Origin of the sequence: Aquisalimonas sp. 2447, from assembly GCF_012044895.1 — a bacterium.
Lineage (GTDB): Bacteria > Pseudomonadota > Gammaproteobacteria > Nitrococcales > Aquisalimonadaceae > Aquisalimonas.
This window is the reverse complement of record NZ_CP050695.1, coordinates 2,720,285-2,745,441: the sequence shown is the minus strand read 5'-3', so window position 1 is coordinate 2,745,441 and position 25,157 is coordinate 2,720,285. Positions and strand designations below refer to the sequence as shown.

Annotated in this window: 23 protein-coding genes and 2 tRNA genes; 21 read left to right on the top strand and 4 right to left on the bottom strand. The window is 66.6% G+C overall.

All coding sequences use genetic code 11. The features are described 5' to 3' along the window. The first annotated feature begins 1 nt into the window (after position 1). A complete protein-coding gene (gene lptF / locus KU884_RS13010; RefSeq protein ID WP_254432054.1) occupies positions 2 to 1,120 on the top strand; it encodes an LPS export ABC transporter permease LptF in 1,119 nt (372 codons plus the stop codon). Then, positions 1,107 to 2,168, top strand: coding sequence for an LPS export ABC transporter permease LptG (gene lptG / locus KU884_RS13005; RefSeq protein WP_167783021.1), 1,062 nt, complete (start codon positions 1,107 to 1,109; stop codon positions 2,166 to 2,168). The genes lptF and lptG overlap by 14 nt, the downstream gene beginning before the upstream one ends. A 35-nt stretch (positions 2,169 to 2,203) precedes the next feature. On the opposite strand, the gene KU884_RS13000 is transcribed toward lptG, so the two are convergent. Together KU884_RS13000 and KU884_RS12995 are read right to left on the bottom strand one after the other, a co-directional pair. Next, positions 2,204 to 2,710 carry an RDD family protein gene (locus KU884_RS13000; protein ID WP_167783020.1) on the bottom strand — a complete coding sequence of 169 codons (507 nt, stop codon included), beginning with the start codon at positions 2,708 to 2,710 and terminating at the stop codon, positions 2,204 to 2,206. 29 nt (positions 2,711 to 2,739) lie between these two features. Further along, positions 2,740 to 2,815 (bottom strand) — tRNA-Glu (locus KU884_RS12995). Positions 2,816 to 2,914: 99 nt separating this feature from the next. Between KU884_RS12995 and pcnB the strand changes: the two genes are divergently transcribed. The 5 genes from pcnB to panC are packed head-to-tail and all read left to right on the top strand — an operon-like array spanning position 2,915 to position 7,151. Beyond that, positions 2,915 to 4,255, top strand: coding sequence for a polynucleotide adenylyltransferase PcnB (gene pcnB / locus KU884_RS12990; RefSeq protein WP_167783019.1), 1,341 nt, complete (start codon positions 2,915 to 2,917; stop codon positions 4,253 to 4,255). Further along, a complete protein-coding gene (gene folK, locus KU884_RS12985; RefSeq protein ID WP_167783018.1) occupies positions 4,255 to 4,776 on the top strand; it encodes a 2-amino-4-hydroxy-6-hydroxymethyldihydropteridine diphosphokinase in 522 nt (173 codons plus the stop codon). The genes pcnB and folK overlap by 1 nt, the downstream gene beginning before the upstream one ends. Beyond that, positions 4,769 to 5,419, top strand: coding sequence for a deoxynucleoside kinase (locus KU884_RS12980; RefSeq protein WP_167783017.1), 651 nt, complete (start codon positions 4,769 to 4,771; stop codon positions 5,417 to 5,419). Before folK ends, KU884_RS12980 begins: the two co-directional genes overlap by 8 nt. Positions 5,420 to 5,452: 33 nt before the next feature. After that, the gene (gene panB / locus KU884_RS12975; RefSeq protein ID WP_167783016.1) at positions 5,453 to 6,268 is read left to right on the top strand and encodes a 3-methyl-2-oxobutanoate hydroxymethyltransferase; all 816 of its coding nucleotides are present in this window, start codon (positions 5,453 to 5,455) and stop codon (positions 6,266 to 6,268) included. Positions 6,269 to 6,278: 10 nt separating this feature from the next. Further along, positions 6,279 to 7,151 (top strand): pantoate--beta-alanine ligase, encoded by an 873-nt coding sequence (gene panC / locus KU884_RS12970; RefSeq protein WP_167783015.1) that lies wholly within the window; start codon positions 6,279 to 6,281, stop codon positions 7,149 to 7,151. A gap of 15 nt (positions 7,152 to 7,166) precedes the next feature. Here panC and queG read toward each other — a convergent pair whose 3' ends face one another. Beyond that, positions 7,167 to 8,258, bottom strand: a complete 1,092-nt coding sequence (gene queG, locus KU884_RS12965) for a tRNA epoxyqueuosine(34) reductase QueG (RefSeq protein ID WP_167784249.1) — start codon at positions 8,256 to 8,258, stop codon at positions 7,167 to 7,169. Between the two features lie 65 nt (positions 8,259 to 8,323). On the opposite strand from queG, the gene KU884_RS12960 reads away from it, so the two are divergent. The 12 genes from KU884_RS12960 (at position 8,324) to KU884_RS12905 (ending at position 21,352) form a co-directional block, all read left to right on the top strand. Beyond that, positions 8,324 to 9,799: an NAD(P)H-hydrate dehydratase gene (locus tag KU884_RS12960; RefSeq protein ID WP_167783014.1), complete on the top strand. Its 1,476-nt coding sequence runs from the start codon at positions 8,324 to 8,326 to the stop codon at positions 9,797 to 9,799. Next, a complete protein-coding gene (gene tsaE / locus KU884_RS12955; protein ID WP_167783013.1) occupies positions 9,796 to 10,296 on the top strand; it encodes a tRNA (adenosine(37)-N6)-threonylcarbamoyltransferase complex ATPase subunit type 1 TsaE in 501 nt (166 codons plus the stop codon). Before KU884_RS12960 ends, tsaE begins: the two co-directional genes overlap by 4 nt. 114 nt (positions 10,297 to 10,410) lie before the next feature. After that, entirely contained in the window at positions 10,411 to 11,685 is a 1,275-nt protein-coding gene (locus tag KU884_RS12950) for an N-acetylmuramoyl-L-alanine amidase (protein ID WP_167783012.1), read from the top strand. Positions 11,686 to 11,782: 97 nt separating this feature from the next. Then, entirely contained in the window at positions 11,783 to 13,624 is a 1,842-nt protein-coding gene (gene mutL / locus KU884_RS12945) for a DNA mismatch repair endonuclease MutL (protein ID WP_167783011.1), read from the top strand. Positions 13,625 to 13,626: 2 nt separating this feature from the next. Then, positions 13,627 to 14,553, top strand: a complete 927-nt coding sequence (gene miaA, locus KU884_RS12940; RefSeq protein ID WP_167783010.1) for a tRNA (adenosine(37)-N6)-dimethylallyltransferase MiaA — start codon at positions 13,627 to 13,629, stop codon at positions 14,551 to 14,553. Positions 14,554 to 14,714: 161 nt separating this feature from the next. Next, complete coding sequence (hfq, locus tag KU884_RS12935; RefSeq protein ID WP_167783009.1) at positions 14,715 to 14,972, top strand: RNA chaperone Hfq; 258 nt, start codon at positions 14,715 to 14,717, stop codon at positions 14,970 to 14,972. Continuing rightward, entirely contained in the window at positions 14,959 to 16,284 is a 1,326-nt protein-coding gene (gene hflX / locus KU884_RS12930; RefSeq protein WP_254432053.1) for a ribosome rescue GTPase HflX, read from the top strand. The genes hfq and hflX overlap by 14 nt, the downstream gene beginning before the upstream one ends. 96 nt (positions 16,285 to 16,380) lie before the next feature. Further along, on the top strand, positions 16,381 to 17,622 hold the full coding sequence (gene hflK / locus KU884_RS12925) for an FtsH protease activity modulator HflK (protein ID WP_167783008.1): 1,242 nt from the start codon (positions 16,381 to 16,383) through the stop codon (positions 17,620 to 17,622). Then, positions 17,622 to 18,500, top strand: a complete 879-nt coding sequence (gene hflC / locus KU884_RS12920; protein ID WP_167783007.1) for a protease modulator HflC — start codon at positions 17,622 to 17,624, stop codon at positions 18,498 to 18,500. The genes hflK and hflC overlap by 1 nt, the downstream gene beginning before the upstream one ends. A 77-nt stretch (positions 18,501 to 18,577) precedes the next feature. Continuing rightward, positions 18,578 to 18,772, top strand: coding sequence for a DUF2065 domain-containing protein (locus KU884_RS12915; RefSeq protein ID WP_167783006.1), 195 nt, complete (start codon positions 18,578 to 18,580; stop codon positions 18,770 to 18,772). 18 nt (positions 18,773 to 18,790) lie between these two features. After that, on the top strand, positions 18,791 to 19,987 hold the full coding sequence (locus tag KU884_RS12910; RefSeq protein WP_167783005.1) for an ATP phosphoribosyltransferase regulatory subunit: 1,197 nt from the start codon (positions 18,791 to 18,793) through the stop codon (positions 19,985 to 19,987). Between the two features lie 63 nt (positions 19,988 to 20,050). Further along, positions 20,051 to 21,352, top strand: a complete 1,302-nt coding sequence (locus KU884_RS12905; RefSeq protein WP_167783004.1) for an adenylosuccinate synthase — start codon at positions 20,051 to 20,053, stop codon at positions 21,350 to 21,352. Between the two features lie 119 nt (positions 21,353 to 21,471). Here KU884_RS12905 and KU884_RS12900 read toward each other — a convergent pair. Then, a tRNA-Leu gene (locus KU884_RS12900) sits at positions 21,472 to 21,558 on the bottom strand. A gap of 206 nt (positions 21,559 to 21,764) precedes the next feature. Between KU884_RS12900 and rnr the strand changes: the two genes are divergently transcribed. After that, positions 21,765 to 24,137, top strand: a complete 2,373-nt coding sequence (rnr, locus tag KU884_RS12895; protein WP_167783003.1) for a ribonuclease R — start codon at positions 21,765 to 21,767, stop codon at positions 24,135 to 24,137. Beyond that, positions 24,134 to 24,925 (top strand): 23S rRNA (guanosine(2251)-2'-O)-methyltransferase RlmB, encoded by a 792-nt coding sequence (gene rlmB / locus KU884_RS12890; protein ID WP_167783002.1) that lies wholly within the window; start codon positions 24,134 to 24,136, stop codon positions 24,923 to 24,925. Before rnr ends, rlmB begins: the two co-directional genes overlap by 4 nt. The last annotated feature ends 232 nt before the right edge of the window (positions 24,926 to 25,157 follow it).

The following is a 25,157-nucleotide window of genomic DNA, read 5'->3' as shown; positions in this document are numbered from 1 at the left end:
CGTGGGGTTCACCATTGTCGCCCGCTACCTCATCCGCGAGATCGGCCAGGCCTGGCTGGCCGTCACGCTGGTGCTGACTGCCGTGCTGTTCACCAACCGCCTGGTGCGCTATCTGGGGGACGCCGCCAGTGGCGCCATTCCCGGCGACATGGTCATGCAGCTCATGGGGTACAAGGCGCTGAGCTACCTGGCCCTCGCCATCCCCGGGAGCTTTTTCCTCGGTATCATCCTCGCCCTGGGCCGGTTGTACCGGGACAGCGAAATGGCTGCCCTGGGGGCCTGCGGTATCGGCCCGAAAGAGCTCTACAAGGCGCTGTTCCTGCTGGCGGCACCGTTGACCATGATCATTGCCTGGATGGCGCTGGACATGGGGCCCTGGGCCGCCCGGGAAGGGCGCGAGGCAGAGCAGCTGGCGCAGGAGGCAGTGGAGATCCAGGCCATCCGCCCCGGGCGGTTCATCCAGTCCAGCCAGGCGGACGGCATGTTCTACATCGAGCGCTTCTCCGAGGACGGTGAGCGCATGCGCAACGTGTTCCTGCAGACCCGTCAGGGCGGCGAGCAGATTCTTCTTAGCGCCGATGAGGGCTACGTGGAAGCGGATCCGGAAACCGGGGATCAGTACCTGGTGCTGCTGGACGGGCGCCGTTACGACGGCGAGCCGGGCCAGGGCCGGTGGCGGGAATACGAGTACGCCGTGCACGGCGTGCGCATTGCCGAGGGGGATCCTCCGGAGGTACGGGTGCGCCGGGACGGCATGCCCACCTCGGAGCTGTGGGGGTCCGACGATCTCGGTGACATCTCCGAGCTGCAGTGGCGCCTGTCCATGCCGGTGATGGTGGTGACGCTGGGGCTGATGGCGATTCCCCTGAGCCGCAGCTCGCCCCGGGACGGGCGCTATGGCCGGCTGCTGCTGGCCGTGCTGGTCTACGCCGTGTACTCCAATGGGCTCACGGTCAGCCAGGGCTGGCTGGAGGAGGGCACGTTGCCCCCTTGGCTGGGGCTGTGGCCGGTGCACGTGGTTGCGGCGACGGTGGCGTTGCTGTGGCTGGCACATCAGTACGGCGTGCTGCGGCGGCGAGGCGGCCGATCCGGATCAGGAGGGGCGAATGCGCATTCTTGATCGCTACATCGCCCGGGCCGTGATCGGTGGCAGCCTCACAGTGCTGCTGATTATCGTGTCCATGGAGCTGATCTTCTCCTTTGTCGACGAGAGCGGCGATATCGACGACGAGTACACAGCCTTCCAGGCGCTTCTCTACGTCGCACTCACGGGGCCGCAACGGGCGTATGAGGCGTTTCCCATCGCCACCCTCATCGGCAGCCTGATGACCCTGGGCGGCATGGCCGCCCGGCACGAACTGGTGGTCATGCGGGCTTCGGGCATGTCCGTGCTCAACATCGGCCGGTCGGTGATGACGGCCGGCCTCCTGCTGGCGTTGGTGGCAGCGGCCATCGGCGAATGGGTAGCGCCCCCGGCCGAGCGCGCCTCGCTGGATGTCGAGGCACAGGCCCGGGGCGGGCAGGTCTCCATGCTCAGCCGGGACGGTTTCTGGGCCCGGGACGGGCAGCGCTTCATCAGTGTCGGCTCGGCGCCTTCGGCCTCGTTGCTCGAGGACGTGCGCATCTATGCCTTTGACGACCAGCGCCGTTTGCGGGAGGTGACCACCGCCAGCCGTGCCCGCTACGCGGGTGACGGCTGGGATCTGGAGAACGTGCAGCGCAACCGTTTCGCCGGCGGCAACGTCGATACCGAAAGCCAGGATTCCCTGTTCTGGGAGGCCGGCCTGCAGCCGGACGTACTGGACGTGGTGGTGGTGGACCCGGAGACGCTGTCCATGGTGGAGCTGTGGACCTACATCGGCTATCTGCAGCGCAACGAACTGGAAAGCGAGCGCTACGAGCTGGCGCTGTGGCTGAAGATCGGCACGCCCATCGCCACATTGACCATGCTGCTGTTGACCATCCCCCTGGCCTTTGGCTCGCTGCGTTCCACCGGGGCGGGGCAGCGGATCTTCGTGGGGGTGATGATCGGCATCGCCTTCTATCTGTCCAACCGGCTGCTCAACCACCTGGGGCTGGTCTACGGCATTCCACCCATGGTCAGCGCTCTGCTACCGACACTGATCTGCCTGGCGGCGGCCATCTACTTCACCGCGCGTATTCGTTGACGCCTAACTGCCGTGACGGGTGAGTGGACTCTCGATCACTGTCCCTTGGGCATGACGATCAGGCGTGTTCCGGCCAGCCGGTCGTGCCAGGCCAGCCGCCCCTTCCCGCCGAGACTCCAAACGAACACGCCCATCACTGGCACGGAGGCCATTCCAATGAGGCCGTGCTGGTGGGTCCAGAGCAGGATCAGTGCCAGCGGGATCCAGGTCAGCAGGGCCGCCGCATAGCGCATGGCCGCCTCGCGTAGCTGCACCGGGCTGCCGTCGGCCAGAACCAGCCGGATCCGCCACGCTCGCATGCCCAGGGTCTGGCCGCCGTGGGTCCAGCACATGGCAAAGAAGCCGAACACCACCAGCAGCAGATACGCCTGATAGAGGAAGGTGGCGGGACCGAGGCCGTCCATCGCCTCGCCGCCGGTAATCGGCAGCAGCAGGGCCGTGGCCGCCATCAGCACGGCGAAGACCAGCATGGAATCGTAGGTCAGGGACGCCAGCCGGCGCATCAGGCCGGGTTCGGATGTCTCAATGGTGGACGCGTTCATGGGCTGGCGACGGTCAAGCGTTGGGCATATGGCGCTCCCACGGGGACTTGAACCCCGGTTTCCGCCGTGAGAGGGCGGCGTCCTGGACCGCTAGACGATGGGAGCGTGCTTGCATTCAGGGACACCTATGGCGGACGGGTTCTCTTCCACCACGGTGAGGGTGCTATTATACGCGCTCACTTCACTGGCTCAAGCTTGGAATCCGTGACAGAACAGGAACTCGAGGAACTACGCGCGGGCATTCGCGTCATTCCCCGGGAGGACCATCAGGTCTCCCGCAAGAACATCAGCGACAAGGCCCTCAAGGTGCTCTACCGGCTGCACAACGCCGGTTTCGAGGCGTACCTAGTGGGTGGTGGTGTGCGCGATCTGTCGCTGGGGCGCGAACCCAAGGACTTCGATATCGCCACCGATGCGCGCCCGGAGGACGTCAAGGACTTGTTCCGTAACTGCCGTCTGATCGGCCGCCGATTCCGGCTCGCACACGTTCACTTCGGTCGCGAGATCATCGAGGTTGCTACCTTCCGCGCCCTCCACGATCCGGATGCCGATGACAACGACGGCGACGTGGAGATCGAGGACGGACGCATCCTGCGTGACAACGTCTACGGGACGGTGGAGGAGGACGCTTTCCGGCGTGACTTCACCATCAACTCCCTCTACTACAGCATTGCCGATTTCTCCGTGGTGGATTTCGCCAACGGCCTCAAGGACCTCGAGGAGGGCAGAGTGCGGCTCATCGGCGATCCGGCCACCCGCTACCGGGAGGATCCGGTACGCATGCTGCGGGCGGCGCGGTTTGCCGCCAAGCTCGGTTTCCGCATCGACGAGGCCACCGGCGCGCCCATACCGGAGATGGCCGAACTGCTGGATCACGTCCCCCAGGCGCGCCTGTTCGACGAGGTCATGAAACTGCTGATGGCCGGGGCCGGGGCGGCAACGTTCTCCATTCTTCGCCAGTACGGCCTGTTCGGTCACCTGTTCCCGCAGACGGAGGCGGTTCTGGGCGGCGACCGTGGCGAAGTCTGGGACCTCTTCATCCTGCGTGCGCTGGAGAATACCGATCGGCGTGTGAACGAGGACAAGCCGGTGACACCGGCGTTCCTGTTCGCGGCGCTGCTGTGGCCCCGTGTCACCGAACGGAGCGAGGTGCTGGCCGCAGACGACAGTCTGTCGCCGGCTCAGGCGCTACAGGAGGCCATCGCCGAGGTGGTGGGGCAGCAACTGGAGCGGGTGGCGATTCCCAAGCGTTTCAGCGTGCCCATGCGCGAGATCATGCTGCTGCAGCCGCGGCTGGAGCGCTACCAGGGCAAGCGGGCACGGCGACTGCTGTCCCATCCGCGGTTCCGCGCCGCCTATGACTTCCTGCTCATTCGTGCCGCCGCGGGGGATGCGCCCCAGGAACTGGCCGATCGCTGGACGGCGATGCAGCAGGGAGATGGTGAAGCCGAGAAGGCGCCGACGGGGGAAGACGGGGCGCCGAAGAAGCGCCGTCGTCGGCGCCGTCGGCCGCGGCGCAACGAGGCGCCGGAAACGCCGGAATAATGACCGGCACAACCACTGCCTGGATCGGTCTGGGCAGCAATCTGGATGACCCGCAGGCCCAGGTTCGTGCCGCCGCCGCGGCGCTTGGGCGGACTGATGGCCTGCAGGTCGAGGCGGTATCCAGTCTGTACACCAGCCCCCCCATGGGCCCGCCGGATCAACCTGACTTCATCAATGCCGTCATGCAGGTGACTACCATGCTCGGTGCGGAGGCGGTGCTGGACGTGCTGCTGGCGCAGGAGCAGGCCCAGGCACGGCGCCGCGGCCGGCGCTGGGGGCCGCGGACGCTGGATCTGGATCTGCTGCTGTTCGGTGATGCGGTGATCAACAGCCCCCGCTTGCAGGTACCGCACCCCGGTATACATGCGCGCGCGTTTGTGCTGTATCCTCTCGCCGAACTGGCGCCGGGGTTGCACATCCCGGGCATGGGGTCGTTGCAGGAACTGCTGTGCGTGTGTCCGGCGGCCGGCCTGCAGCGAATACGGACAGACGGTACGACAGTGGCGGTCGCTGATGGCTGAACACAACGACCCGGCATACGTGGTGGTGGAAGGGCCCATCGGTGTGGGCAAGACGACGCTGGCGCGGCGGCTTGCCGGCAGTTTCGGCAGCGAACTGTTGCTGGAAGGCGCCGAAGACAACCCATTCCTGGAGCGTTTCTACGAGAATCCCCGGGATGCCGCGTTCGCCACGCAGATGCACTTTCTCATGCAGCGGGCCGAGCAGCTGCGGGGGCTTCGGCAGGCCGACCTGTTCGAGACCACGCGCATTGCCGACTTCCTGTTCGAGAAGGACCGGCTGTTCGCCCAGCTCACCCTGACCCCGGAGGAGTTCGAGCTGTACGAACGGGTTTACAATCATCTGGCGCCGGAGGTGCAACCGCCGGATCTGGTGATCTATCTGCAGGCGCCGGTGAGCGTGCTCATGGAGCGCGTGCGCAAGCGCGGCATCGAGGCCGAGCAACGCATTGATGCCGAGTATCTGCAGCGGCTCAGCGATGCCTACGTGGAGTTCTTCCACCACTATGACCGGGCTCCGCTGTTGATCGTCAACGCCGCGGAGATCGACCTTGTCAGCAACGACGGCGATTACTGGCAGCTGCTTGAGCGCCTGCGGACCATCCGCAGCGGGCGTCATTTCTTCAATCCGGCGCCCATCGCCTGATCGTTCCCGATTTCCCTGAACCACGGAGTGCCTATGTACGCCGGTGAATCCCGCAAGCGCCCCGTCACTGTCGCCAGCCTGGCAAAAATGAAGGCCGCGGGTGACAAGATTGCCTGTCTGACCGCCTACGACTACTCCTTCGCCGCCGTGACGGATGCGGCGGGCGTCGACGTGATCCTGGTCGGGGACTCTCTGGGCATGACCATGCAGGGCCGCGAGACCACTCTGTCCGTGACCATGGAAGACCTCATCTACCATGCCCGCTGCGTTGCCGCGGCGCGCCCACGGGCGCTGCTGATGGTGGACATGCCGTTCATGAGCCATGCCACTGTCGACGATGCCCTGCGCAACGGTGCGCGCATGATGAAAGAGGCGGGTGCGCAGATGATCAAGCTCGAGGGTGGGCGTGAGCAGGTGGAGGCAGTCAGCCGCCTCAGCGGGGCCGGCGTGCCGGTGTGCGCCCACCTGGGTCTGCAGCCGCAGTCGGTGCACAAGCTGGGTGGCTACCGGGTCCAGGGCAAGGATGCGGCGGCCGCCGACGCTATGGTCAGTGATGCCCGGGCGCTGGCGGAGGCGGGCGCGGACATGATCCTGCTGGAATGCGTCCCCGCCACCGTGGCGGCCCGCGTCACCCAGGAAGTGTCGGTGCCGGTGATCGGCATCGGCGCCGGTGCCGATACCGACGGCCAGATCCTGGTGTTGCAGGACATCCTCGGCATCACGCCGGGCAAGACGCCGAAGTTCTCGCACGATTTCATGGACGACGCTGAGACCATCCAGGGAGCGGTGGAGGCCTACGTCAGCGCGGTCCGCGAGGGCCGTTTCCCGCTGCCGGAACACACCTTCTGACGGGTATCCCATGGAGACAGAGCGCCAGATCGATGCCGTGCGTGCCCAGGTGCGGGCGTGGCAGTCGCAGGGCCTGAAGGTGGGGTTCGTGCCCACCATGGGCAATCTGCACGAGGGTCATCTGCGGCTGGTGCGCCATGCCCGCCGGGTGAGCGACCGGGTCGTGGTCAGCATTTTCGTCAATCCCACCCAGTTCGCGCCGGGGGAGGACTTCGAAAGTTATCCGCGCACCATGGAGCGTGACAGCGAGCTGCTCCGGGAGGAGCTCGCCGACCTGCTGTTCAATCCCACCGTGGCAGAGGTCTACCCGCGTGGTCTGGACCACTTGGCCACGGTGCACGTTCCGGGGCTGTCCGAGATTCTTTGCGGTGCCTACCGTCCCGGCCACTTCACCGGCGTTGCCACGGTGGTGTGCAAGCTGTTCAACATGGTGGTCCCGGACTGCGCGGTGTTCGGGCGCAAGGACTTCCAGCAGTTCCAGGTCATTCGGCGAATGGTCACGGACCTGAACATGCCGGTGGAAATCATCGGCTCACCGACGGCCCGGGAATACGACGGCCTGGCCATGAGTTCCCGCAACGCCTACCTGGAACCTGCCCAGCGGGAGCTCGCGCCTGCGCTCTACCGTTGCCTTCGCCGGCTGGCAGAGGCCCTGGCCGCTGGCGAGCGGGATTTCGGCATGCTGGAGAGCGACGGCTGGCGCGAGCTGGCCACGGCGGGCATGTTGCCGGACTACGTCAGCATTCGGCGCCGAGCGGATCTCTCCGAGCCGGTGCCGGATCTGCCCGCCAACGATCTGGTGGTGCTGGCGGCGGTGCACCTGGGGCGGGCGCGCCTGATCGACAACATCGAAGTTGCCGACATCGTCACCGAGGGGAGCTGACCCCGGGGCAGTCGCCTACAGGCCCTGTTCGCCGTGCCGGGCCAGGGCCCAGCCTACATGCTCCCTGACCACGTCATCCGGGTGGTCGCGTCGGGCCAGCAGGGCATCGCATACCTCCGGGGTGGAGGGGGCATTGCCAAGGGCCACGGCGATGTTCCGCAGCCAGCGGTGGTGTCCCAGCCGGCGAATGGCCGAACCCTCGGTGCGCGCCAGGAAGGTCGCCTCGTCCCAGGCGAACAGGGCGATCAACGCCGCCGTATCCAGGCCGTGGCGCGGGTGAAAGTCCGCCTCATCCGTGGGCCGGGCGAACTTGTTCCAGGGGCAGACCATCTGGCAGTCGTCACAGCCGAAGATGCGGTTGCCCATCAGCGGCCGCAACTCCTCCGGGATACTGCCCTGGTGCTCGATGGTGAGGTAGGACACGCACAGCCGCGCGTCCAGCTGATAGGGGCCGGTGATGGCGCCGGTGGGGCAGATGTCGATGCATGCGCGGCAGCTGCCGCAGTGATCCGTACCCGGGGTGTCCACGGGCAGGGGCAGATCGGTGTAGATCTCGCCGAGGAAGAACCACGAGCCGGCGCGATGGTTCAGCAGCAGCGTATGCTTGCCGATCCATCCCAGGCCAGCCTTTTCCGCAAGCGGCTTTTCCATCACCGGGGCGCTGTCCACGAAGGCGCGATAGCCGCGGCTCCCGGTCTCCGCCTCGATCCATGAGGCCAGGCGCTGCAGTCGTTTGCGCATGAGCTTGTGGTAGTCCCGCCCCAGGGCGTAGCGGGAGACGAAGGCCTTGCCGGGGTCGTCCAGGGTGGTGTCGGCGGATGCAGCCTGGTGCCCGGGGTGGTAGTCCATGCGCACGCTGATCACGCGGTGCGTCCCGGGCACCAGGTCTTCAGGGCGGGTCCGCTTGCGGCCGTGGCGGGCCATCCACTCCATGGTGCCGTGGCGCCCGTCCGCCAGCCAGGCCTCCAGCCGCTCCTCGGTGGGCCCCAGGTCCGTGTCCGTGATCCCGACCTCCTGGAACCCCAGTTCCCGGCCCCATCGCCGTATACGCCCGGCAAGCGTCTGCATATCCAGTTCAGCGCTGGTGTCTTTGCCCACGTGGTTCATGGCGGCATTGTACCGCCCACGGCAGGCGGTCCCCATAGGCGGAGACCACCGTTATACTCGTCACCATGACTGCACTTCCCCGTGAACTGTATCGTCCGGACCAGGTGGCCGAGCTGGACCGTCGCGCCATTCAGGAGTTCGGCGTTCCCGGTGCCACGCTGATGGAGCGGGCTGGTGGTTGCGCCTACGGGGCTCTGCGCGAGCAGTGGCCCGAGCGGCGGCATCTGGTCGTGCTCTGCGGCGCAGGCAACAATGGCGGTGATGGCTACGTGATCGCCGAGCTGGCGCGGGCCGAAGGCTGCCCGGTGGAGGTGCTCTACCTTGCTGACCCGGAGCGCCTGAAGGGCGATGCCGGCACCATGGCAGCACGCTTCCGGGACAACGGCGGCGTGTTGCGGCCGTTCCAGGGCCAACTGCCCGCCGGCGCGCAGCTGATTGTCGATGCCATGCTGGGCACCGGTCTGGAGCGTCCGGTGGAGGGGCGTTATCTGGACGCGGTCCAGGCGATCAACGCCTCCCACCTGCCGGTGGTGGCCGTGGACATCCCCTCGGGGCTGCATGGAGCAACCGGGCAGGTGCTGGGGGATGCAGTGAACGCCGACCTGACGCCCACCTTCATCGGCCTCAAGGCCGGACTGCTTACCGCCGACGGGCCCGGAAAGGCGGGGCGTATCCGGTATTTTGGGCTGGAGGTGCCGGCCGGGGTGCACGACGGCATGGAGCCGGTGGCCTGGCGCGCGGATTACGAGGGCCTGCGTCACTGGTTTCCGCGGCGGGCCCGGAATGCCCACAAAGGGCGCTACGGTCATGTGCTGGTGGTCGGTGGTGACCATGGTCTGGCGGGTGCTGCGCTCATGGCAGGCCGGGCCGCCGCCCGCAGCGGCGCGGGCCTGGTCAGCGTGGTCACCAGGGGCGAGCACGCAAGCGGGTATCTGGCGGCGCAACCGGAACTCATGGTTCACGACACGACGGCACTGCCACGCCTCCTGGGAGCGGTGGATGTCGTGGTGGTGGGGCCGGGGATCGGGCAGGGCGCCTGGGGACAGGAGCTGTTCAATGGCGTGTGCGGCTTTGACGGGCCGCTGGTGGTCGATGCCGACGCTCTGAATCTGCTGGCTGCCGCACCACGGCAAGGCGCCAACTGGGTACTGACGCCGCATCCGGGCGAAGCGGCCCGGCTGTTGGGCGCCAGTGTTTCCGAGGTGCAGCAGGACCGCTTCGCCGCTGTTGACCGGCTGCGTCACGCCTATGGCGGTGTTGCCCTGCTCAAGGGTGCCGGAAGCATCGTGGCAGGCCCGGAGCGTGCGCCCCATGTGTGCACCGACGGCAATCCGGGCATGGCCACCGGTGGCACGGGCGATGTGCTCTCCGGAATCATCGGCGGTCTGGCGGCGCAGGGCATGACCCCGGAGCAGGCCGCCCTGGCCGGCTGCTGTCTCCACGGCGCCGCCGGTGACCGCGCCGCTTTTCGCGGCGAACGGGGCATGCTGGCGACGGACCTGTTTCCGGAACTGCGACCGTTGTTGAACCCGGTGCCATGAGACACTCTGCCGATCGGCCCGAGTTGCCTCCACACACGCTGGCCCTGCCGGATGCCGACGCCACCGCAGGGCTGGGCACGGACCTTTGGCGCGCCTGGGATGGCCGCCAATGCGTGGTTGCCCTGCAGGGTGATCTGGGGGCGGGCAAGACTACCCTGGTGCGAGGGCTGCTGCGGGCGGCCGGGCACACGGGGCCGGTGCGCAGCCCGACCTACACCTTGATGGAACCCTACGACCTCGGCGATCGCAGGGTGCTGCATCTGGACCTCTACCGCCTGGCGGACCCCGGCGAACTGGATTTTCTGGGGTTGCGTGATGAGCTGGCAGACGGGGTGCTGGTGCTGGTGGAGTGGCCGGAACGGGGCGTTGGCGTGATGCCGCCCTGGGGCCTGGAGGTGGGCCTGTCCGACCACGGCGACGGTCGCTGCGCGCGGGTGGTCGGTCATGACAGCGCGGGGGAGCGACTGGCGCGCTGCCTTCTTGGTGTCTGCGGTTGAATGATTAGATTTTTATATCAACAAGATAAACGCTTTCCTTGATGTTGTGCTTGCAATGCAGTGGGCGCCCGGTCTATCGTTCCTGTTAGTGGCCCGATACCAGGCTTGTCCTCCATGGCGCGCGTACTCCTCTCCATGTTGCTGATTCTGCTCTCCGGCACCCTTGCTGCAGGCCAGGTGCACGTGGAGAAGGTGCGTACGTCCACCAGCGACGAACGTACCCGTGTGGTGTTCGATCTCTCCGGCGAAGCGGAGCACCAGGTGTTCACCCTGCAGGATCCGCACCGGGTCGTCATTGACCTCAGCGGTGCTGCCCTGGAGGGTGACCCGTCCGTGGCCAGTGCCGGCCTTGTGGAGAACTTGCGCGCGGCCCCGCGGGGCGATACGGATCTGCGCGTGGTGCTGGATCTGGAACAGGCGGCGCGTGTGCAGTCCTTCATGGTCAGGCCGAATGACCAGTACGGCCATCGCCTGGTGGTGGACCTGAGCCCGGACCAACAACGGGATGAGCCGGTACGGACCGCCCGCGACAGCGGCCAGCGGGATTTCGTGGTGGCCATCGATCCGGGACACGGCGGCCGGGATCCCGGCGCCATCGGCCCCACCGGGCTCACCGAGAAGGAGGTGGTCCTCGAGGTGGGACGCAAATTGCGGCACCTGCTGGATGAGGCCCCGGGCATCAAGCCGTTGATGATCCGTGATTCGGATACCTATGTGCCCCTGTCGGAGCGCCGTGAAACGGCGCGTTCCAACCGTGCCGACATCTTCGTCTCCCTGCACGCGGACGCCGTGGAGAGCGGCGGCCCGCGAGGCTCCTCCGTGTACACCCTGTCGCAGACGGGCGCTTCCTCCCAGGCGGCCAGCATGCTGGCGCAGCGGGAGAATACCGCCGATCTGCTCGGCGATGTCTCGCTGTCCGACAAGGATGATCTTACCCGCTCCGTGCTGGTGGACCTCTCCCGGGGGGCCACTCTGGAGGCCAGCGTCGGGCTGGCGGCAGAAGTACTCCAGGAGCTGGCCGGCGTGGGTCCGGTTCACCGGCGCGACGTGGAGCGGGCCGGCTTCGTGGTGCTGAAGTCCCTGGACATGCCTTCCGTACTGGTGGAGTTGGCGTTTATCTCCAACCCGGAAGAGGAGCAGCGGCTGCGCCAGGCGGACCACCAGTGGGACCTGGCACGCGCCATTGCCCGGGGCGTGACCGGTTACGCCGAGCGTCACCGTCCATCCGGCTCCCAGGTTGCTTCGGCACAGGAGTACGAAGTACAGCGTGGTGACACCCTCAGCGGGATCGCCCGGGACCACCAGGTCAGCGTCTCCGATCTACGCTCCGCCAACGACCTCAACGGTGACCGCATCAGCGTGGGCTCCACCCTGAAGATTCCCCGCTGAACCCCGCCATGCCCGGTCTCTCCGGCACGGTACTGGCAGGGCGACAAGCCGCTGCGCCATAATGCCCGTTTGATGCACCAGCGGGATCTCATTGTTCATGGCTGCAACGCGCCCCATCCAGGCACTTCCGGAACAGCTCATCAACCAGATCGCCGCCGGCGAGGTGGTGGAGAGGCCGGCCTCCGTGGTCAAGGAACTGGTGGAGAACAGCCTCGACGCCGGTGCCGATCGGGTGGACGTGGACCTGGAGGCCGGCGGCAAGCGGCTGATCCGCGTGCGCGACAATGGCGCCGGCATTGCCCGGGAACAGCTCGCCCTGGCCCTGAACCGTCATGCCACCAGCAAGGTGGCATCGCTGCAGGAGCTGGAGCGAGTGGCCAGCCTCGGTTTCCGCGGTGAGGCCCTGCCCAGCATCGCGTCGGTGTCGCGGCTGACGCTGACGTCCCGCGCCGACGGCGAAGAACTTGCCTGGGAGGTGGATGCCGGCGACAGCGCTGCGCCCGGCGAACCGGCGCCGGCGGCTCATCCCCGGGGTACCACCGTCGAAGTGCGCGACCTGTTCTTCAACACTCCGGGGCGGCGCAAGTTCCTCAAGGCCGACCGCACGGAGTTCGGCCATATCCAGGAGCAGGTCCGGCGCATCGCCCTGGCGCGCTTCGATATTGGCGTGCGTCTGCGCCACAACGACCGCACCGGCCTGCAGGTGGCGCCCGCCATGGATGATGTTGCCCGCGAGGAGCGCCTGGCGCGCCTGTTGGGCTCGGGGTTCGTGGAACAGGCCCTGCGGGTGGACCTGGAAGCCGCGGGGCTGACCCTGCAGGGTTGGGTAGGGTTGCCCACGTTCTCCCGTGGCACCGCGGACCTCCAGTACCTTTTTGTCAACGGCCGCCATGTGCGTGATCGCACCGCCGCGCACGCCATTCGTCGCGCCTACCAGGATGTGCTGTTCAAGGATCGCTATCCAGCCTACGTTCTGTACTTGGAGGTGGATCCGGCAAAGGTGGACGTGAACGTGCACCCGGCCAAGCATGAGGTCCGTTTTCGCGACGGTCGGCTGATTCACGATTTCCTGGCACGCAGCCTGCGGGACGTGCTTGAGTCGGTCCGGCCCGAGGCGGCGGACGTCTCGTTTGTCGCGGCGCCGAACGATGCTGCGCCGGCAGCCAGGAGCCCCGGGTCCACGTCGACCGCAGGGAGCCCGGCATCGCCTGCGGAGGCGCCGCAACAGAGTGGTTTCGGCTTCGGTCTGCGGGAAGCGCAGGCGCTCTACGGGGAGCCGCCCCCGGCGGCGGATCAGCCGGCGGGGACGGTGGCGAGACCGGAGCCGACGGCCGCGACCGAGGATCGGGACGTTCCGCCACTGGGTTACGCGCTGGCGCAGATCCACGGCGTGTTCATCCTTGCCGAAACCGCCGATGGCGTGGTGCTGGTGGACATGCATGCCGCTCACGAGCGCATCGTCTACGAACGTATGAAGGAGGCGCTGGCCACCCAGGGGGTCGCCTCGCAGCCGCTGCTGGTGCCGGTGCCGGTGGCGGTGACCCCGGCGGAGGCAGAGTTGGCGGAGTCCCACCAGGAGACCTTCCGGCAACTCGGTTTCGAGGTGGACCGCAACGGCCCGGATTCCGTGCTGGTGCGCCAGGTGCCCGGTCTGCTGCGGCATGCCGATGTGGGGCGTCTGGTGGCGGACGTGCTTGCTGATCTGCGAGCCCTCGGCGGCGACGGCGAGCGCCTTCGGGAGCAGCTCAACCAAGTGCTCGGCACCATGGCCTGCCACGGTTCGGTGCGTGCCAACCGGTCACTGACCATCGCCGAAATGAACGCCCTGCTGCGGGATATGGAGCGCACGCCGAACAGCGGACAGTGCAACCACGGTCGGCCGACCTGGACGCGTCTCGGCATGGCCGCGCTGGATCGTCTGTTCATGCGCGGACAGTGACCATGAACGAGGTCGCCATTCCGTGCATCATGGGCCCCACCGCCTCGGGCAAGACCGGAGTCGCCGTTGCCCTGGCCGAGCACTTCCCGGTGCGCATCATCAGCGTGGACTCCGCCCAGGTCTACCGCGGCATGGATATCGGCACCGCCAAGCCCGATGCCGAGACGCGCGTGCGTGCGCCACACCGGCTCGTAGACATCCTCGACCCTGCAGAGGCCTACTCCGCTGCGCGTTTCTGCAATGACGCCGTCCGCGAAATCGAGGCTGCCCTGGCCGCCGGCGAGTGGCCGCTGCTGGTGGGAGGCACCATGCTGTACTTCCGTGCCCTGGAGTACGGCCTGGCGGACCTTCCCGATGCAGATGAAGCGCTGCGCCAAACCATCGAGGCCGAGGCGCGGGAGGAGGGCTGGGAAGCCCTCCACCGGCAGTTGCAGCAGGTGGATCCCGACAGCGCCGCGCGCATTCATCCCAACGACGCCCAGCGCATCCAGCGGGCGCTGGAGGTCTACCGTATCAGTGGCCGGCCGTTGAGTGCTCTGCAGCAGGAGCGCCAGCGGCCTGCGTCGGGGCTCCGCTTGGTGAAATGGGTGCTGGCTCCCGCCGAACGCGGGGTGCTGGATCAGCGCATCGCCGGGCGCTTCGAGGCCATGCTTGAGGCGGGTTTCATTGCCGAGGTGGATGCGTTGCGCAGCCGCGGCGATCTCGGGTTGAACCACCCGTCCATTCGCGCTGTCGGTTACAGGCAGGTCTGGCAGTACCTGGACGGCGAGTTCGGGCATGAAGCGCTGTTGGAGCGAGGCATCATTGCCACGCGGCAGTTCGCCAAGCGGCAAATGACGTGGCTGCGGCGGGAAAAGGACGCCACGTGGCTGAACCCGGAGCGGGGTGACGCCTCGGGAGCCATCGCCAACTGGTTTCACGGGGCCTGAAGCACGGCTGGTTCACGCGTCGATCACCTTAAGGGATGCGGGGCGAAGCCGGGTTGCTGTGCTAGAATGGCGGCGGGTGTTTCGTGGATGCTCGATGGATAGAGCGTGCCTGCGGGCCTGCCATAAGAACAAGTTCATCAGGAATTTTAAGGGGTCTAACAATGTCCAAGGGACAGTCGCTGCAAGAGCCTTTTCTCAATGCGCTGCGCAAGGAACGGATTCCGGTTTCGATCTACCTGGTCAACGGCATTAAGCTGCAGGGACAGATCGAGTCCTTTGACCAGTTCGTGATTCTACTGCGGAATACTGTCAACCAGATGGTCTACAAGCACGCGATCTCCACAATTGTACCCGCCCGCAACGTCAAGCTGGCGCCGGCGGAACAGGAGCGAGGTGGTCAGGAACTTGGTAACGCGTGAACTACCGGGAGCGGCGACGTCCGAACTGAGTCTGTTTGACCGGCCCGAGGGAGGTGAGCGGGCGCTGCTGGTGCATCTGGATACGGAGCGTAGCGGCGTTGCCGATGCGCTGGACGAGTTGCACGCGCTGGCAGAGTCGGCCGGGGCCGAAGTGATCGACAGTTTCGTCAGCCGCCGCACCAGTCCGGATCCGCGTTACTATATCGGCAGTGGCAAGGTCGAGGAGCTGGCAGCGCTGGTCGCCGCCGGCGATGCCGACTTGGTGCTGGTCAATCACGCCTTGTCACCCAGCCAGGAACGCAACCTGGAGCAGCAGCTGGGCTGCCGTGTGCTGGATCGCACCGGACTGATCCTGGACATCTTCGCGCAGCGGGCGCGGACCCACGAAGGCAAGCTCCAGGTCGAGCTGGCACAGCTGCGCCACATGGCCACGCGCCTGGTGCGTGGTTGGTCCCACCTGGAGCGGCAGAAGGGTGGCATCGGCCAGCGCGGCCCGGGTGAGACTCAGCTGGAGATGGACCGGCGCATGCTGGGCGTGCGCATCAAGCAGCTGGAGAAGCGTCTGGCGCGGGTGCGCCAGCAGCGTGAGCAGGGGCGCCAGTCCCGGCGCAAGCAGGAAGTCCCCACGGTTTCCCTGGTGGGCTACACCAACGCCGGGAAATCGACGCTGTTCAACCGGCTCACCGAGGCCAGTGTCTACGCCGATGACCGGCTGTTCGCGACTCTGGATACCACCCTGCGTCGCGTGCACGTCGCCAGTGGCGACACGGTGATCCTTGCCGACACGGTGGGTTTCATCCGCGAGTTGCCGCACCAGTTGGTGGCAGCGTTTCGTTCCACCCTGGAAGAGGCAACCGAGTCGCAGCTGCTGCTGCATGTCATCGACGCCGGCGAGGACAACCGCGAGGCCAGCATCACCGAAGTGGAGTCGGTGCTGGAGTCCATCGGTGCGGCGGAGATTCCGCGCATCCGGGTCTACAACAAGGTGGACCGCACGTCGCGGGAACCCGGCGTGTCCGTGGACCCGGAGACCGGCATCACCGATGTCTGGGTATCTGCCCACGACGGCCGCGGCATGGATCTGCTGCTGTCGGCCATCGCCGACAGCGTGGCCGCAGAGCGGGTACGTGGCCGCATCTGTCTGGATCCTGCGCAGGGCCGGCTGCGGTCGCGCTTCTTCGATCTGGGCGAAGTGCTCGGCGAGGACTGGACCGAATCCGGCGAGCTGGTGCTCGAGGTGGAGCTGCGCCGCCGCGATCTGGATCGGCTGTACGAAAAGGAGGGCCTCACCGCGCCTCTGCAGGCAGTGTAGCGGTGACATGTTGCGGGGCAGCGGTCCGGGTCATTACAATCCCGTGCTAGTCTGCGGTCCGCGCGCATTCCAATAATTGTTTACTCGGAGAAGGGTATGTCCTGGAACGAACCCGGTCGTGGGAATCGGGACCCTTGGGGTGGCTCAGGGAATCAGGGGCCGCCGGACCTGGACGAGGTCATCAAGAACGTCAAGGGCAAATTCGGCGGACTGTTTGGCGGCAAGGGCGGACAGTCCGGCGGCAACGGTCAGCAGGGTGGCGGTGATGACGGCTCGGGAGGCCCGTCCGGCATCAGCGGAACCGCCATTGGCGGCATCATCGGTGTTGCGGTGCTGGTCTGGCTCGCCTCCGGTATCTACATTGTCGACGAGGGTCACCGTGGCGTGGAGAAGCGCTTTGGCGCTTATCACAGTACCACCATGCCCGGCCCGCATTGGCGGCCACCGCAGCCCATCGGTAGCGTCGAGCGGATCAACGTTGAAGAAATCCGGGTTTCCGAGATCGGCTACCAGACCGGTGGTGGTAACCAGCGTCGGCATGTACCCCGCGAGGCACTGATGCTCACCCAGGACGAGAACATCGTCGACGTGCAGCTGGCAGTGCAGTACCAGGTGGAAGACCCCGCCGCCTACGCTTTCAACTTCCGTGAACCGGATCAGACGCTGAAGGACATGGCCGAGAGTGCGCTGCGTGAGACCGTGGGCAAGCGGCGCATGGATTTCGTGCTCACCGAGGGCCGCACCGAGGTGGCGCAGGAGACACGGCGCCTGGTCAGTGATGCCATGGAGAGCTATCAGACCGGGCTGCGCGTGGTCAGTGTCGACATGCAGGACGTGCAGCCGCCGGAAGAAGTCCAGCCAGCCTTCGAGGACGCCATCATGGCCCGCGAGGACGAGCAGCGGAAAATCAACCAGGCCAACGCCTACCGCAACGAGGTCATCCCCCGGGCCCAGGGTGAGTCGGCCCGCATCCGTGAGGAAGCCGAGGGTTATCGCCAGCAGGCCATTGCCGAGGCCGAGGGTGAAAGTGCCCGCTTCCTGGCGCTGCTCCAGGAGTACTCCCAGGCACCGGAAGTCACGCGGACGCGCATCTATCTTGATGCAGTCTCCGATATCTACTCTCGCAGCAGGAAGATCTTCATGACGGGTGATGCTGCCGATTCGCTGCTCTACCTGCCGCTGGACGGCATGTCCCGGCCCCGCGCCGACGGCGACGGGCAGCGCGACACGGGTCGGCTCGACCCGGACATTCTCGATCGCCGGCTGAGCACCTCCCAGAGTGGTGGTCAGGATGGCGCCCGCAGCCGCGGTGATCTCCGCTCCAGGGAGGGCCGCTGATGCAATCCTTCAAGTCCGTTGCCGGTATTGTTGTCGCCATCGCCGTTGTGCTGGGGTATTTCTCCGTTTTCACCGTGGACGAAACCGAGAAGGCCCTGAAGTTCCGCCTGGGTGAGATCCTGCGGGCCGACTATGAGCCGGGTCTGCACTTCAAGATGCCGTTCGTGAACAACGTCCGGAAGTTCGACGCCCGGGTGCAGACCCTGGACGCCGAGCCGGAGCGCTACCTCACCGGCGAGTTGAAGAACCTGATCGTCGATGCGTTCGTAAAGTGGCGCGTGTCCGACGTGCGCACCTACTACACCACCGTGGGTGGTGATCCCACGCGTGCCAACGCCCGTCTCAATGAGAACATCAAGGACAGCCTGCGCAGCGAGTTCGGTCGCCGCACCATCCAGGATGTGGTCTCGGGAGAACGGGACGTGATCATGGACATCCTCAGTGAAGAGGCGAACACCTACGCTGCGGATCTCGGCATCGAAGTGCTGGACGTGCGCCTCAAGCGCGTGGATCTCCCGCCTGCCGTGAGCGAGTCGGTGTTCAATCGCATGGTCGCCGAGCGTGAGCGTGTGGCCCGGGATATCCGTGCCAGTGGTGACGAGGCCTCCGAGCGTATCCGCGCCGACGCGGATCGCCAGCGCACGGTGCTGGTGGCCGAGGCGCGTCGCGACGGTGAGGAGTTGCGTGGTGAAGGTGACGCCGAGGCGGCTGCCATCTTCGCCCAGGCAGCGGAGCAGGACCGCGAGTTCTTCGAATTCACCCGCAGCCTGCGGGCGTATGACCGCGCCTTCCGCAGTGATGACGACGTACTGGTGTTGACGCCGGACAGTGAGTTCTTCCGCTATCTGGACCAGATGGATGGCGGCCGCGAGGACTGAGAGTTCTGGCAGGTAGTCACGGGTGAGCAACGGTCACCGGGCGGTTTTCATACCGCCCGGCTTTTTTTGGAGATGGCATGGGACCTTTCGAGCTGCTGATGACCGCGGTGGCCCTGGTGCTGATCGTCGAGGGGATCCTGCCGTTTCTCAGTCCGACGCTGCTGCGTCGCTATCTGGCACAGGTGCTGGCGATGGATGACCGCAGCCTGCGCCTGGGCGGCCTGGCGGCCATGTTGAGTGGGCTGGGGCTGCTCTACCTGTTCGGTCCCTGATATGGAGAACCGTCCCCGATGAAAGAAGCCGAGTTTTCCCGGACCAATCGCTGGCTGCTTCCGGATGCGGTGGATGAAGTGCTGCCGCCGCGGGCGGCGGCGCTGGAAACGCTGCGCCGGGAGATCCTGGATACCTGGGATCGCTGGGGCTACGAGCTGGTGATGCCGCCGGTCATCGAGTACCTGGACTCGCTGCTGATTGGTACCGGCCCGGATCTGGATCTGCAGACGTTCAAGCTCACCGATCAGCTCTCGGGCCGGCTCATGGGTGTGCGCGCGGACATGACGCCGCAGGCGGCGCGCATTGATGCCCACCAGTTGCGGCGTGTCGGTCCGGCACGGCTGTGCTATCTGGGGACAGTGCTCAACACGCGCCCTGAAGGGCCGGGGCGCAGCCGTAATCCCGTCCAGCTGGGGGCCGAGTTGTTCGGGCATGCCGGTGTCGAGAGCGATGTGGAAATCATCGCCTTGATGATGGAGACCCTGGGCATCGCCGGGTTGCCGTCGCCGCACCTGGATATCGGGCACGTCGGGATTTTCCGGGCCCTGGCCCGGGAAGCCGAACTCGACCGCGATCTCGAGGCGCGGCTGTTCGACTGTCTTCAGCGCAAGGCCCGCACCGAGATTGCGGGGTTGCTGGACGAGGTGGCGGACGGCCCGGTCCGGGATCGTCTGGCGGCGCTAGTGGATCTCAATGGCAGCGTCGAAGTGCTCGACCACGCCGGTGAGCAGCTGGCCGGGGCAGGCGAAGAGGTCCAGCAGGCCCTACGCCATCTCTGGGCTCTGTCCTCGGCCATCGAGCGGCACATCCCGGAAGCGACCCTGCATTTCGATCTGGCCGAGCTGCGCGGCTACCGTTTCCACACCGGCGTGGTGTTCGCCGCCTTCGTGCCCGGGTATGGTCAGGAGGTCGCACGCGGCGGTCGTTACGACAGCATCGGTGAAGTCTTCGGGCGCTCGCGGCCGGCCACCGGCTTCAGTGCCGATCTCAAGACCCTGTGCGCTCTGGGCGAGCGTGCTGCGGCGCCTGCGCCTCGAGGGATCCTCGCGCCCTGGGGCGATGCCGCCGACCTGGTGAATGCCATTCGCCAGCTGCGCGAGCATGGCGAGCGTGTCGTCGTGCAGCTGCCCGGGCAGCCCGCGCTACCGGACGAACTCGGCTGCGATCGCCAGCTGGTGGAGCAGGACGGGGCCTGGAAAGTGGTGGATCTCTGACGATCCAGCGAGTTCATGATTCATTGCGGCAGTCGCCGCGCCACAGGAACTGGAACGGACAGCATGGCAAACAACGTGGTCGTAATCGGCACCCAATGGGGTGACGAAGGCAAGGGCAAGGTGGTGGATCTGCTTACCGAGCGCGCCGCCGCAGTGGTGCGCTTTCAGGGCGGACACAACGCCGGGCACACCCTGGTGATCGACGGCGAGAAGACCGTCCTGCATCTGATTCCTTCCGGCATCCTGCGCGAGCGCGTGCACTGCCTGATCGGTAACGGTGTGGTGCTGGACCCGGAAGCGTTGCTCAAGGAAATTCGCGAGCTGGAGGCCCGCGACGTACCGGCGCGGGACCGGCTGCGCATCAGCCCTGCCTGCCCCGTGATCCTGCCCTCCCACGCGGCCCTGGACAAGGCGCGGGAGAAGGCCCGCGGCAAGGAGGCCATCGGCACCACCGGGCGGGGTATCGGCCCCGCCTACGAGGACAAGGTCGCCCGGCGCGGCATCCGCGTGGCCGACCTCATGCGCCCGGACGTGCTGGCGCCCAAGCTGCGGGACCTGGTGGCCTTCCATAACTTCGTCCTGGAGCAGTACTTCGGCGAGCCGGTGCAGTCCTTCGATGCGGTCTACGAGCATTGCCTGAAGCATGCCGAAGAACTGCGCCCCATGGTCGAGGACGTGATCAGCATCCTGCATGCCCACAACAAGGCAGGAAACCGGATCATGTTCGAGGGGGCGCAGGGTGCGCTGCTGGACATCGACCACGGCACCTATCCCTTCGTGACCTCATCCAACACCACCGCCGGTGGTGCCGCCTGCGGGAGTGGCATGGGGCCGCGGGACATCGACTATGTCCTGGGCATTACCAAGGCGTACACCACCCGCGTCGGTGCCGGGCCGTTCCCGACGGAGCTGGATTGCGACATCGGCCGCTACCTGGCCGAGCAGGGCAATGAATTCGGCTCCACCACCGGGCGTGCCCGGCGGTGCGGCTGGTTCGACGCCGCGGCGCTGCGTCGCTCGGTGCAGGTGAACAGCGTCTCCGGGCTGTGCATCACCAAGCTCGACGTGCTCGACGGCCTGGAGACAGTGCGGATCTGTGTGGGCTACCAGTGCGGTGGCCAGTGGCACGCGGTGCCGCCGCTGGGTGCCGAGGCCATGGCCGACTGCCAGCCTGAATACATTGAACTGCCGGGCTGGTCAGGCTCCACCGCCGGGCTCACGTCCATGGAAGAGCTCCCGACCAATGCCAGGGCCTACCTGGACAAGCTCGAGGAACTGGTGGGCGTGCCCGTGCACATGATCTCCACCGGCCCGGATCGCAACGAGACCATCATGATCAAGCATCCCTTCGAGGACGGCGTCTGATCGGGTGCGTGCGCCGGGAACCGCCGGTGCGCGGCGCGGTGGCGTCGCGTGCCGGTCGGCCGCACAGGTAGTGGTGCGGAAACGAAAAAGGCGGCCTTGTGGCCGCCTTTTTCAATGCCTGGTGCCCAGGAGAGGACTTGAACCTCCACGGGGTCTCCCCCACTAGCACCTGAAGCTAGCGCGTCTACCATTTCCGCCACCTGGGCCTGACGTGTCGGGGCAGTGCCCCGGGTCAGGGCGCGTACTTTACCGAGGCCCCCGGGGGCTGTCAACGGCTTCCCGCCGCCGTTGGCGGCCGCCGGACTGTGCCCGGCACGCCAGGCAGTGGTGTGTTGCCATCGAGCGCCGTGATTGCATGTATCCCGTGTTCGCGTATCCTCGGCCGCACCGTGTCCGGAGCAGCATTGAATTTATGGTAAAGAAGAAATCCCCCGCGAATCCCGCCAGTGATCCATACCGGGAGCGGGAGCAGCAGAAGTACGACAACCCGGTCCCGAGCCGTGAGTTCCTCATGGACTTCATCGCGGACCAGGCCCGCCCCCAGACGCGCGACCAGCTTGGCCGCGCCCTGGAACTTGAGGACCCGGACGCGCTGGAAGGGCTGCGACGGCGTCTCATCGCCATGGAGCGCGACGGGCAGGTGATCCGCAATCGCCGTGGCGGCTATGTGCCGGTGGACAACGAGGAACTCCTGCGCGGTCGCATCATCGGTCACCAGGACGGGTACGGTCAGTTCGCGCCGGATGTCGGCGGCGAGCGGATCTACATCTCCCCCCGGGATATGCGCATGGTCCTCCACGGTGATCGTGCCGTGGTCCGCGTGACCGGCACCAATCATGAAGGCCAGCCCGCCGGCATTCTGGTGGAAGTGCTGGAGCGCGCCAACAAGACCCTGGTAGGCCGTTTCCACGAGGAGAGCGGTGTTGGTTTTGTGGTGCCGAGCAACAAGCGCCTGCATCAGGACGTGATCGTCCCGGGTGACGCCCACAAGAACGCCGGCAACGGTGAGCTGGTGGTGGTGCAGATCAGTCAGCAGCCCACCGTGCGCCGTCAGCCCATCGGCGAAGTCATCCAGGTTCTCGGCGAGCACATCAAGCCGGGCACCGAGATCGAGACCGCCCAGCTCATCTACGGCATTCCCATGGAGTGGCCGGAGGCGGTGCAGAAGGAACTGCAGCGTATCCCCGACGAGGTGACCGAGGCCGACAAGCAGGGCCGCAAGGACCTGCGGGATCTGCCGCTGGTGACCATCGATGGTGCCGATGCCCGGGACTTTGACGACGCCGTCTTCGCCGAGCCCAAACCGTCCGGCTGGCGGCTGGTGGTGGCCATTGCCGATGTCTCCCACTACGTCCGGCCCGGCTCGGCGCTGGACCGCGAAGCGCGCAACCGCGGCAACTCCGTGTACTTCCCCCGGAACGTGGTGCCCATGCTGCCGGAGAAACTCTCCAACGGTTTGTGTTCGCTGAACCCGGACGTGGATCGCCTGTGCATGGTCTGTGACATGCTCATTGGCAGTGGTGGAGCCATCCGGCGCTCCAGCTTTTACCGAGGGGTCATGCGCTCCCACGCGCGCCTGCTTTACGACGAAGTGGCCGCCATGCTGGTGGATGGCGATCAGAAGCTGCGCGACAAGCACAAGACGCTGGTGCCGCACCTGGAGAACCTGCACGGGCTCTACCAGTCCCTGCGCAAGGCACGGAATCGGCGTGGTGCCATCGATTTCGACACCACTGAGACGCAGATCGTCTTCGATGACAACGGCATTATCCAGAACATCGAGCCCGTGGAGCGCAACGACGCTCATCGGCTGATCGAAGAGTGCATGCTCGCCGCCAACCAGGCCACGGCGCGCTACCTGCACAAGCAGAAACTGCCAAGCCTGTTCCGCAACCACGAGGGCCCGGACGAGGATCGCCTGGACAACCTCAACCGCTTCCTTGCGGAAACCGGTCTCAAGCTCGGTGGCGGTGACGATCCGCAACCGGCGGACTTCGCCAAGCTGCTGCGCAGTGTGCAGAGCCGCCCGGACAAGCACCTGATCCAGACCGTGATGCTGCGCTCGCTGAAACAGGCGGTGTACCACCCCGAGAACACCGGGCACTTCGGCCTGGCCATGGATGAATATGCCCACTTCACGTCGCCCATCCGCCGTTATCCGGATCTGCTGGTCCACCGCGGTATCGGCCATGTGGCGGATGGCGGCAAGGGGCCGACCTTCCCCGTAGGCAAGGATGAGCTGCTCAGCCTCGGCGAGCACTTGTCCATGACCGAACGACGGGCCGACGAGGCCACGCGGGACGCCGAAGCCATCCTCAAGTGCCAGTATATCCGCGACAAGGTGGGCGAGGAGTTCAACGGCACGGTGACCGGGGTCACCGGTTTCGGCCTGTTCGTGGAGCTCGATGAGCTCTACGTCGACGGTCTCGTCCACGTTACCCAGCTGGAGAACGACTTCTTCCGCTTCGACCCCATCGGTCACCATCTCACCGGCGAGCGCACCGGCAAGGTCTACCGCCTGACGGACCGGGTGCGCGTGCGCATTGCCCGCGTCGACCCGGACGAGCGCAAGGTGGACCTCGCCATGCTCGGCACCCTGGACCCCAACGGTGAGCTGGAGGAAGCCGCCGAGGGCGGGGACCGGCCCGCGGCCAAGCGGGGCGGCCGCAAGCGGGGACCCAAGGGGGGCGTCAAGAAGCAGCCCAAGGCTGAATCGGCGAAGTCCGATGATGGTGAGCCGGCGAAGAAGGGCCGTCGCCGCCGTTCGGGAAGCCGCCGTCGGTGAAGCAGGATGAACTGATCCACGGCCTCCACGCCGTCCGTGCCGCGTTGCGGTACGAGCCCTCGGGGGTACTGGAGGTGTGGATGGAGCGCAATCGCCGCGACCAGAAGATGGCGCGGTTGCGCGAGGAGTTGGAGCGCTCTGGTGCCCGTATTCAGGACGTTCCGCGCAAGGAACTGGACCGCCTCAGTGACGGCGCCGCCCACCAGGGCGTGGTCATTCGCTATCGCGGTCCGGAACCCCGCGGCCAGGACGCGCTGGAAGCGCACCTGGCCGGGCTTGATCACGCTCCGTTCCTGCTGATCCTGGACCAGGTTCAGGACCCCCACAACCTGGGCGCCTGCCTGCGCACCGCCGACGCCGCCGGGGTGGATGCCGTGGTGGCGCCGCGGGACAAGGCCGTGGGCCTCACCGCAACAGTCCACAAGGTGGCCTCCGGTGCCACGGCCAGTGTGCCGTTCTTCCAGGTCACCAACCTCGCCCGCTGTCTGGAGACCCTGAAACAGCAGGGCATCTGGCTGGTGGGTGCCGCTGAGCAGGCCGAGGCCGCGCCCTGGGAGCTGGATCTGGCCGGGCCGCTGGCGGTGGTCATGGGCGCCGAAGGCGCGGGCCTGCGACGCCTGACCCGAGAGTCCTGCGATTTCCTGACCCGCATCCCCATGGCGGGGCAGGTTGCCAGCCTGAACGTTTCGGTGGCCACCGGGGTGTTGCTGTTCGAAGCGGTGCGTCAGCGTTTGTCCGACGCTTCATCGGGCCTCGAGTCCGGGGGCGAAGGGGGCGCGGGCGCATAAGCTCGGGCGACTAGCGGAGCTCCGGCCCGCAGGCCGCCCGGCCCCGAAGGGGTGGCCGCATGGATGCGGCCACCGGCGCCCAGCGCAGGGATGCGCTGTAAGCCGGCCAGGCCGGAGGGACGGAAACTTTCCTTCGCCAGAAGGAAAGTTAGGCGGAGCTGCGGAGCCCGAGTTATGCGCCCGCGCCCCCTTCGCCCCCGGACGCCCAGCAACAGCACGCTGAGATCGCCGC

What these genes read in the sequence shown, in the direction of transcription:
- lptG (WP_167783021.1), top strand. Translation starts at nt 1,107, where the DNA reads ATGCGCATTCTTGATCGCTACATCGCCCGGGCCGTGATCGGTGGCAGC.
- KU884_RS13000 (WP_167783020.1), bottom strand. Translation starts at nt 2,710, where the DNA reads ATGAACGCGTCCACCATTGAGACATCCGAACCCGGCCTGATGCGCCGG.
- folK (WP_167783018.1), top strand. Translation starts at nt 4,255, where the DNA reads ATGACCGGCACAACCACTGCCTGGATCGGTCTGGGCAGCAATCTGGAT.
- KU884_RS12980 (WP_167783017.1), top strand. Translation starts at nt 4,769, where the DNA reads ATGGCTGAACACAACGACCCGGCATACGTGGTGGTGGAAGGGCCCATC.
- panB (WP_167783016.1), top strand. Translation starts at nt 5,453, where the DNA reads ATGTACGCCGGTGAATCCCGCAAGCGCCCCGTCACTGTCGCCAGCCTG.
- panC (WP_167783015.1), top strand. Translation starts at nt 6,279, where the DNA reads ATGGAGACAGAGCGCCAGATCGATGCCGTGCGTGCCCAGGTGCGGGCG.
- queG (WP_167784249.1), bottom strand. Translation starts at nt 8,258, where the DNA reads ATGAACCACGTGGGCAAAGACACCAGCGCTGAACTGGATATGCAGACG.
- KU884_RS12960 (WP_167783014.1), top strand. Translation starts at nt 8,324, where the DNA reads ATGACTGCACTTCCCCGTGAACTGTATCGTCCGGACCAGGTGGCCGAG.
- tsaE (WP_167783013.1), top strand. Translation starts at nt 9,796, where the DNA reads ATGAGACACTCTGCCGATCGGCCCGAGTTGCCTCCACACACGCTGGCC.
- KU884_RS12950 (WP_167783012.1), top strand. Translation starts at nt 10,411, where the DNA reads ATGGCGCGCGTACTCCTCTCCATGTTGCTGATTCTGCTCTCCGGCACC.
- mutL (WP_167783011.1), top strand. Translation starts at nt 11,783, where the DNA reads ATGGCTGCAACGCGCCCCATCCAGGCACTTCCGGAACAGCTCATCAAC.
- miaA (WP_167783010.1), top strand. Translation starts at nt 13,627, where the DNA reads ATGAACGAGGTCGCCATTCCGTGCATCATGGGCCCCACCGCCTCGGGC.
- hfq (WP_167783009.1), top strand. Translation starts at nt 14,715, where the DNA reads ATGTCCAAGGGACAGTCGCTGCAAGAGCCTTTTCTCAATGCGCTGCGC.
- hflK (WP_167783008.1), top strand. Translation starts at nt 16,381, where the DNA reads ATGTCCTGGAACGAACCCGGTCGTGGGAATCGGGACCCTTGGGGTGGC.
- hflC (WP_167783007.1), top strand. Translation starts at nt 17,622, where the DNA reads ATGCAATCCTTCAAGTCCGTTGCCGGTATTGTTGTCGCCATCGCCGTT.
- KU884_RS12915 (WP_167783006.1), top strand. Translation starts at nt 18,578, where the DNA reads ATGGGACCTTTCGAGCTGCTGATGACCGCGGTGGCCCTGGTGCTGATC.
- KU884_RS12910 (WP_167783005.1), top strand. Translation starts at nt 18,791, where the DNA reads ATGAAAGAAGCCGAGTTTTCCCGGACCAATCGCTGGCTGCTTCCGGAT.
- KU884_RS12905 (WP_167783004.1), top strand. Translation starts at nt 20,051, where the DNA reads ATGGCAAACAACGTGGTCGTAATCGGCACCCAATGGGGTGACGAAGGC.
- rnr (WP_167783003.1), top strand. Translation starts at nt 21,765, where the DNA reads ATGGTAAAGAAGAAATCCCCCGCGAATCCCGCCAGTGATCCATACCGG.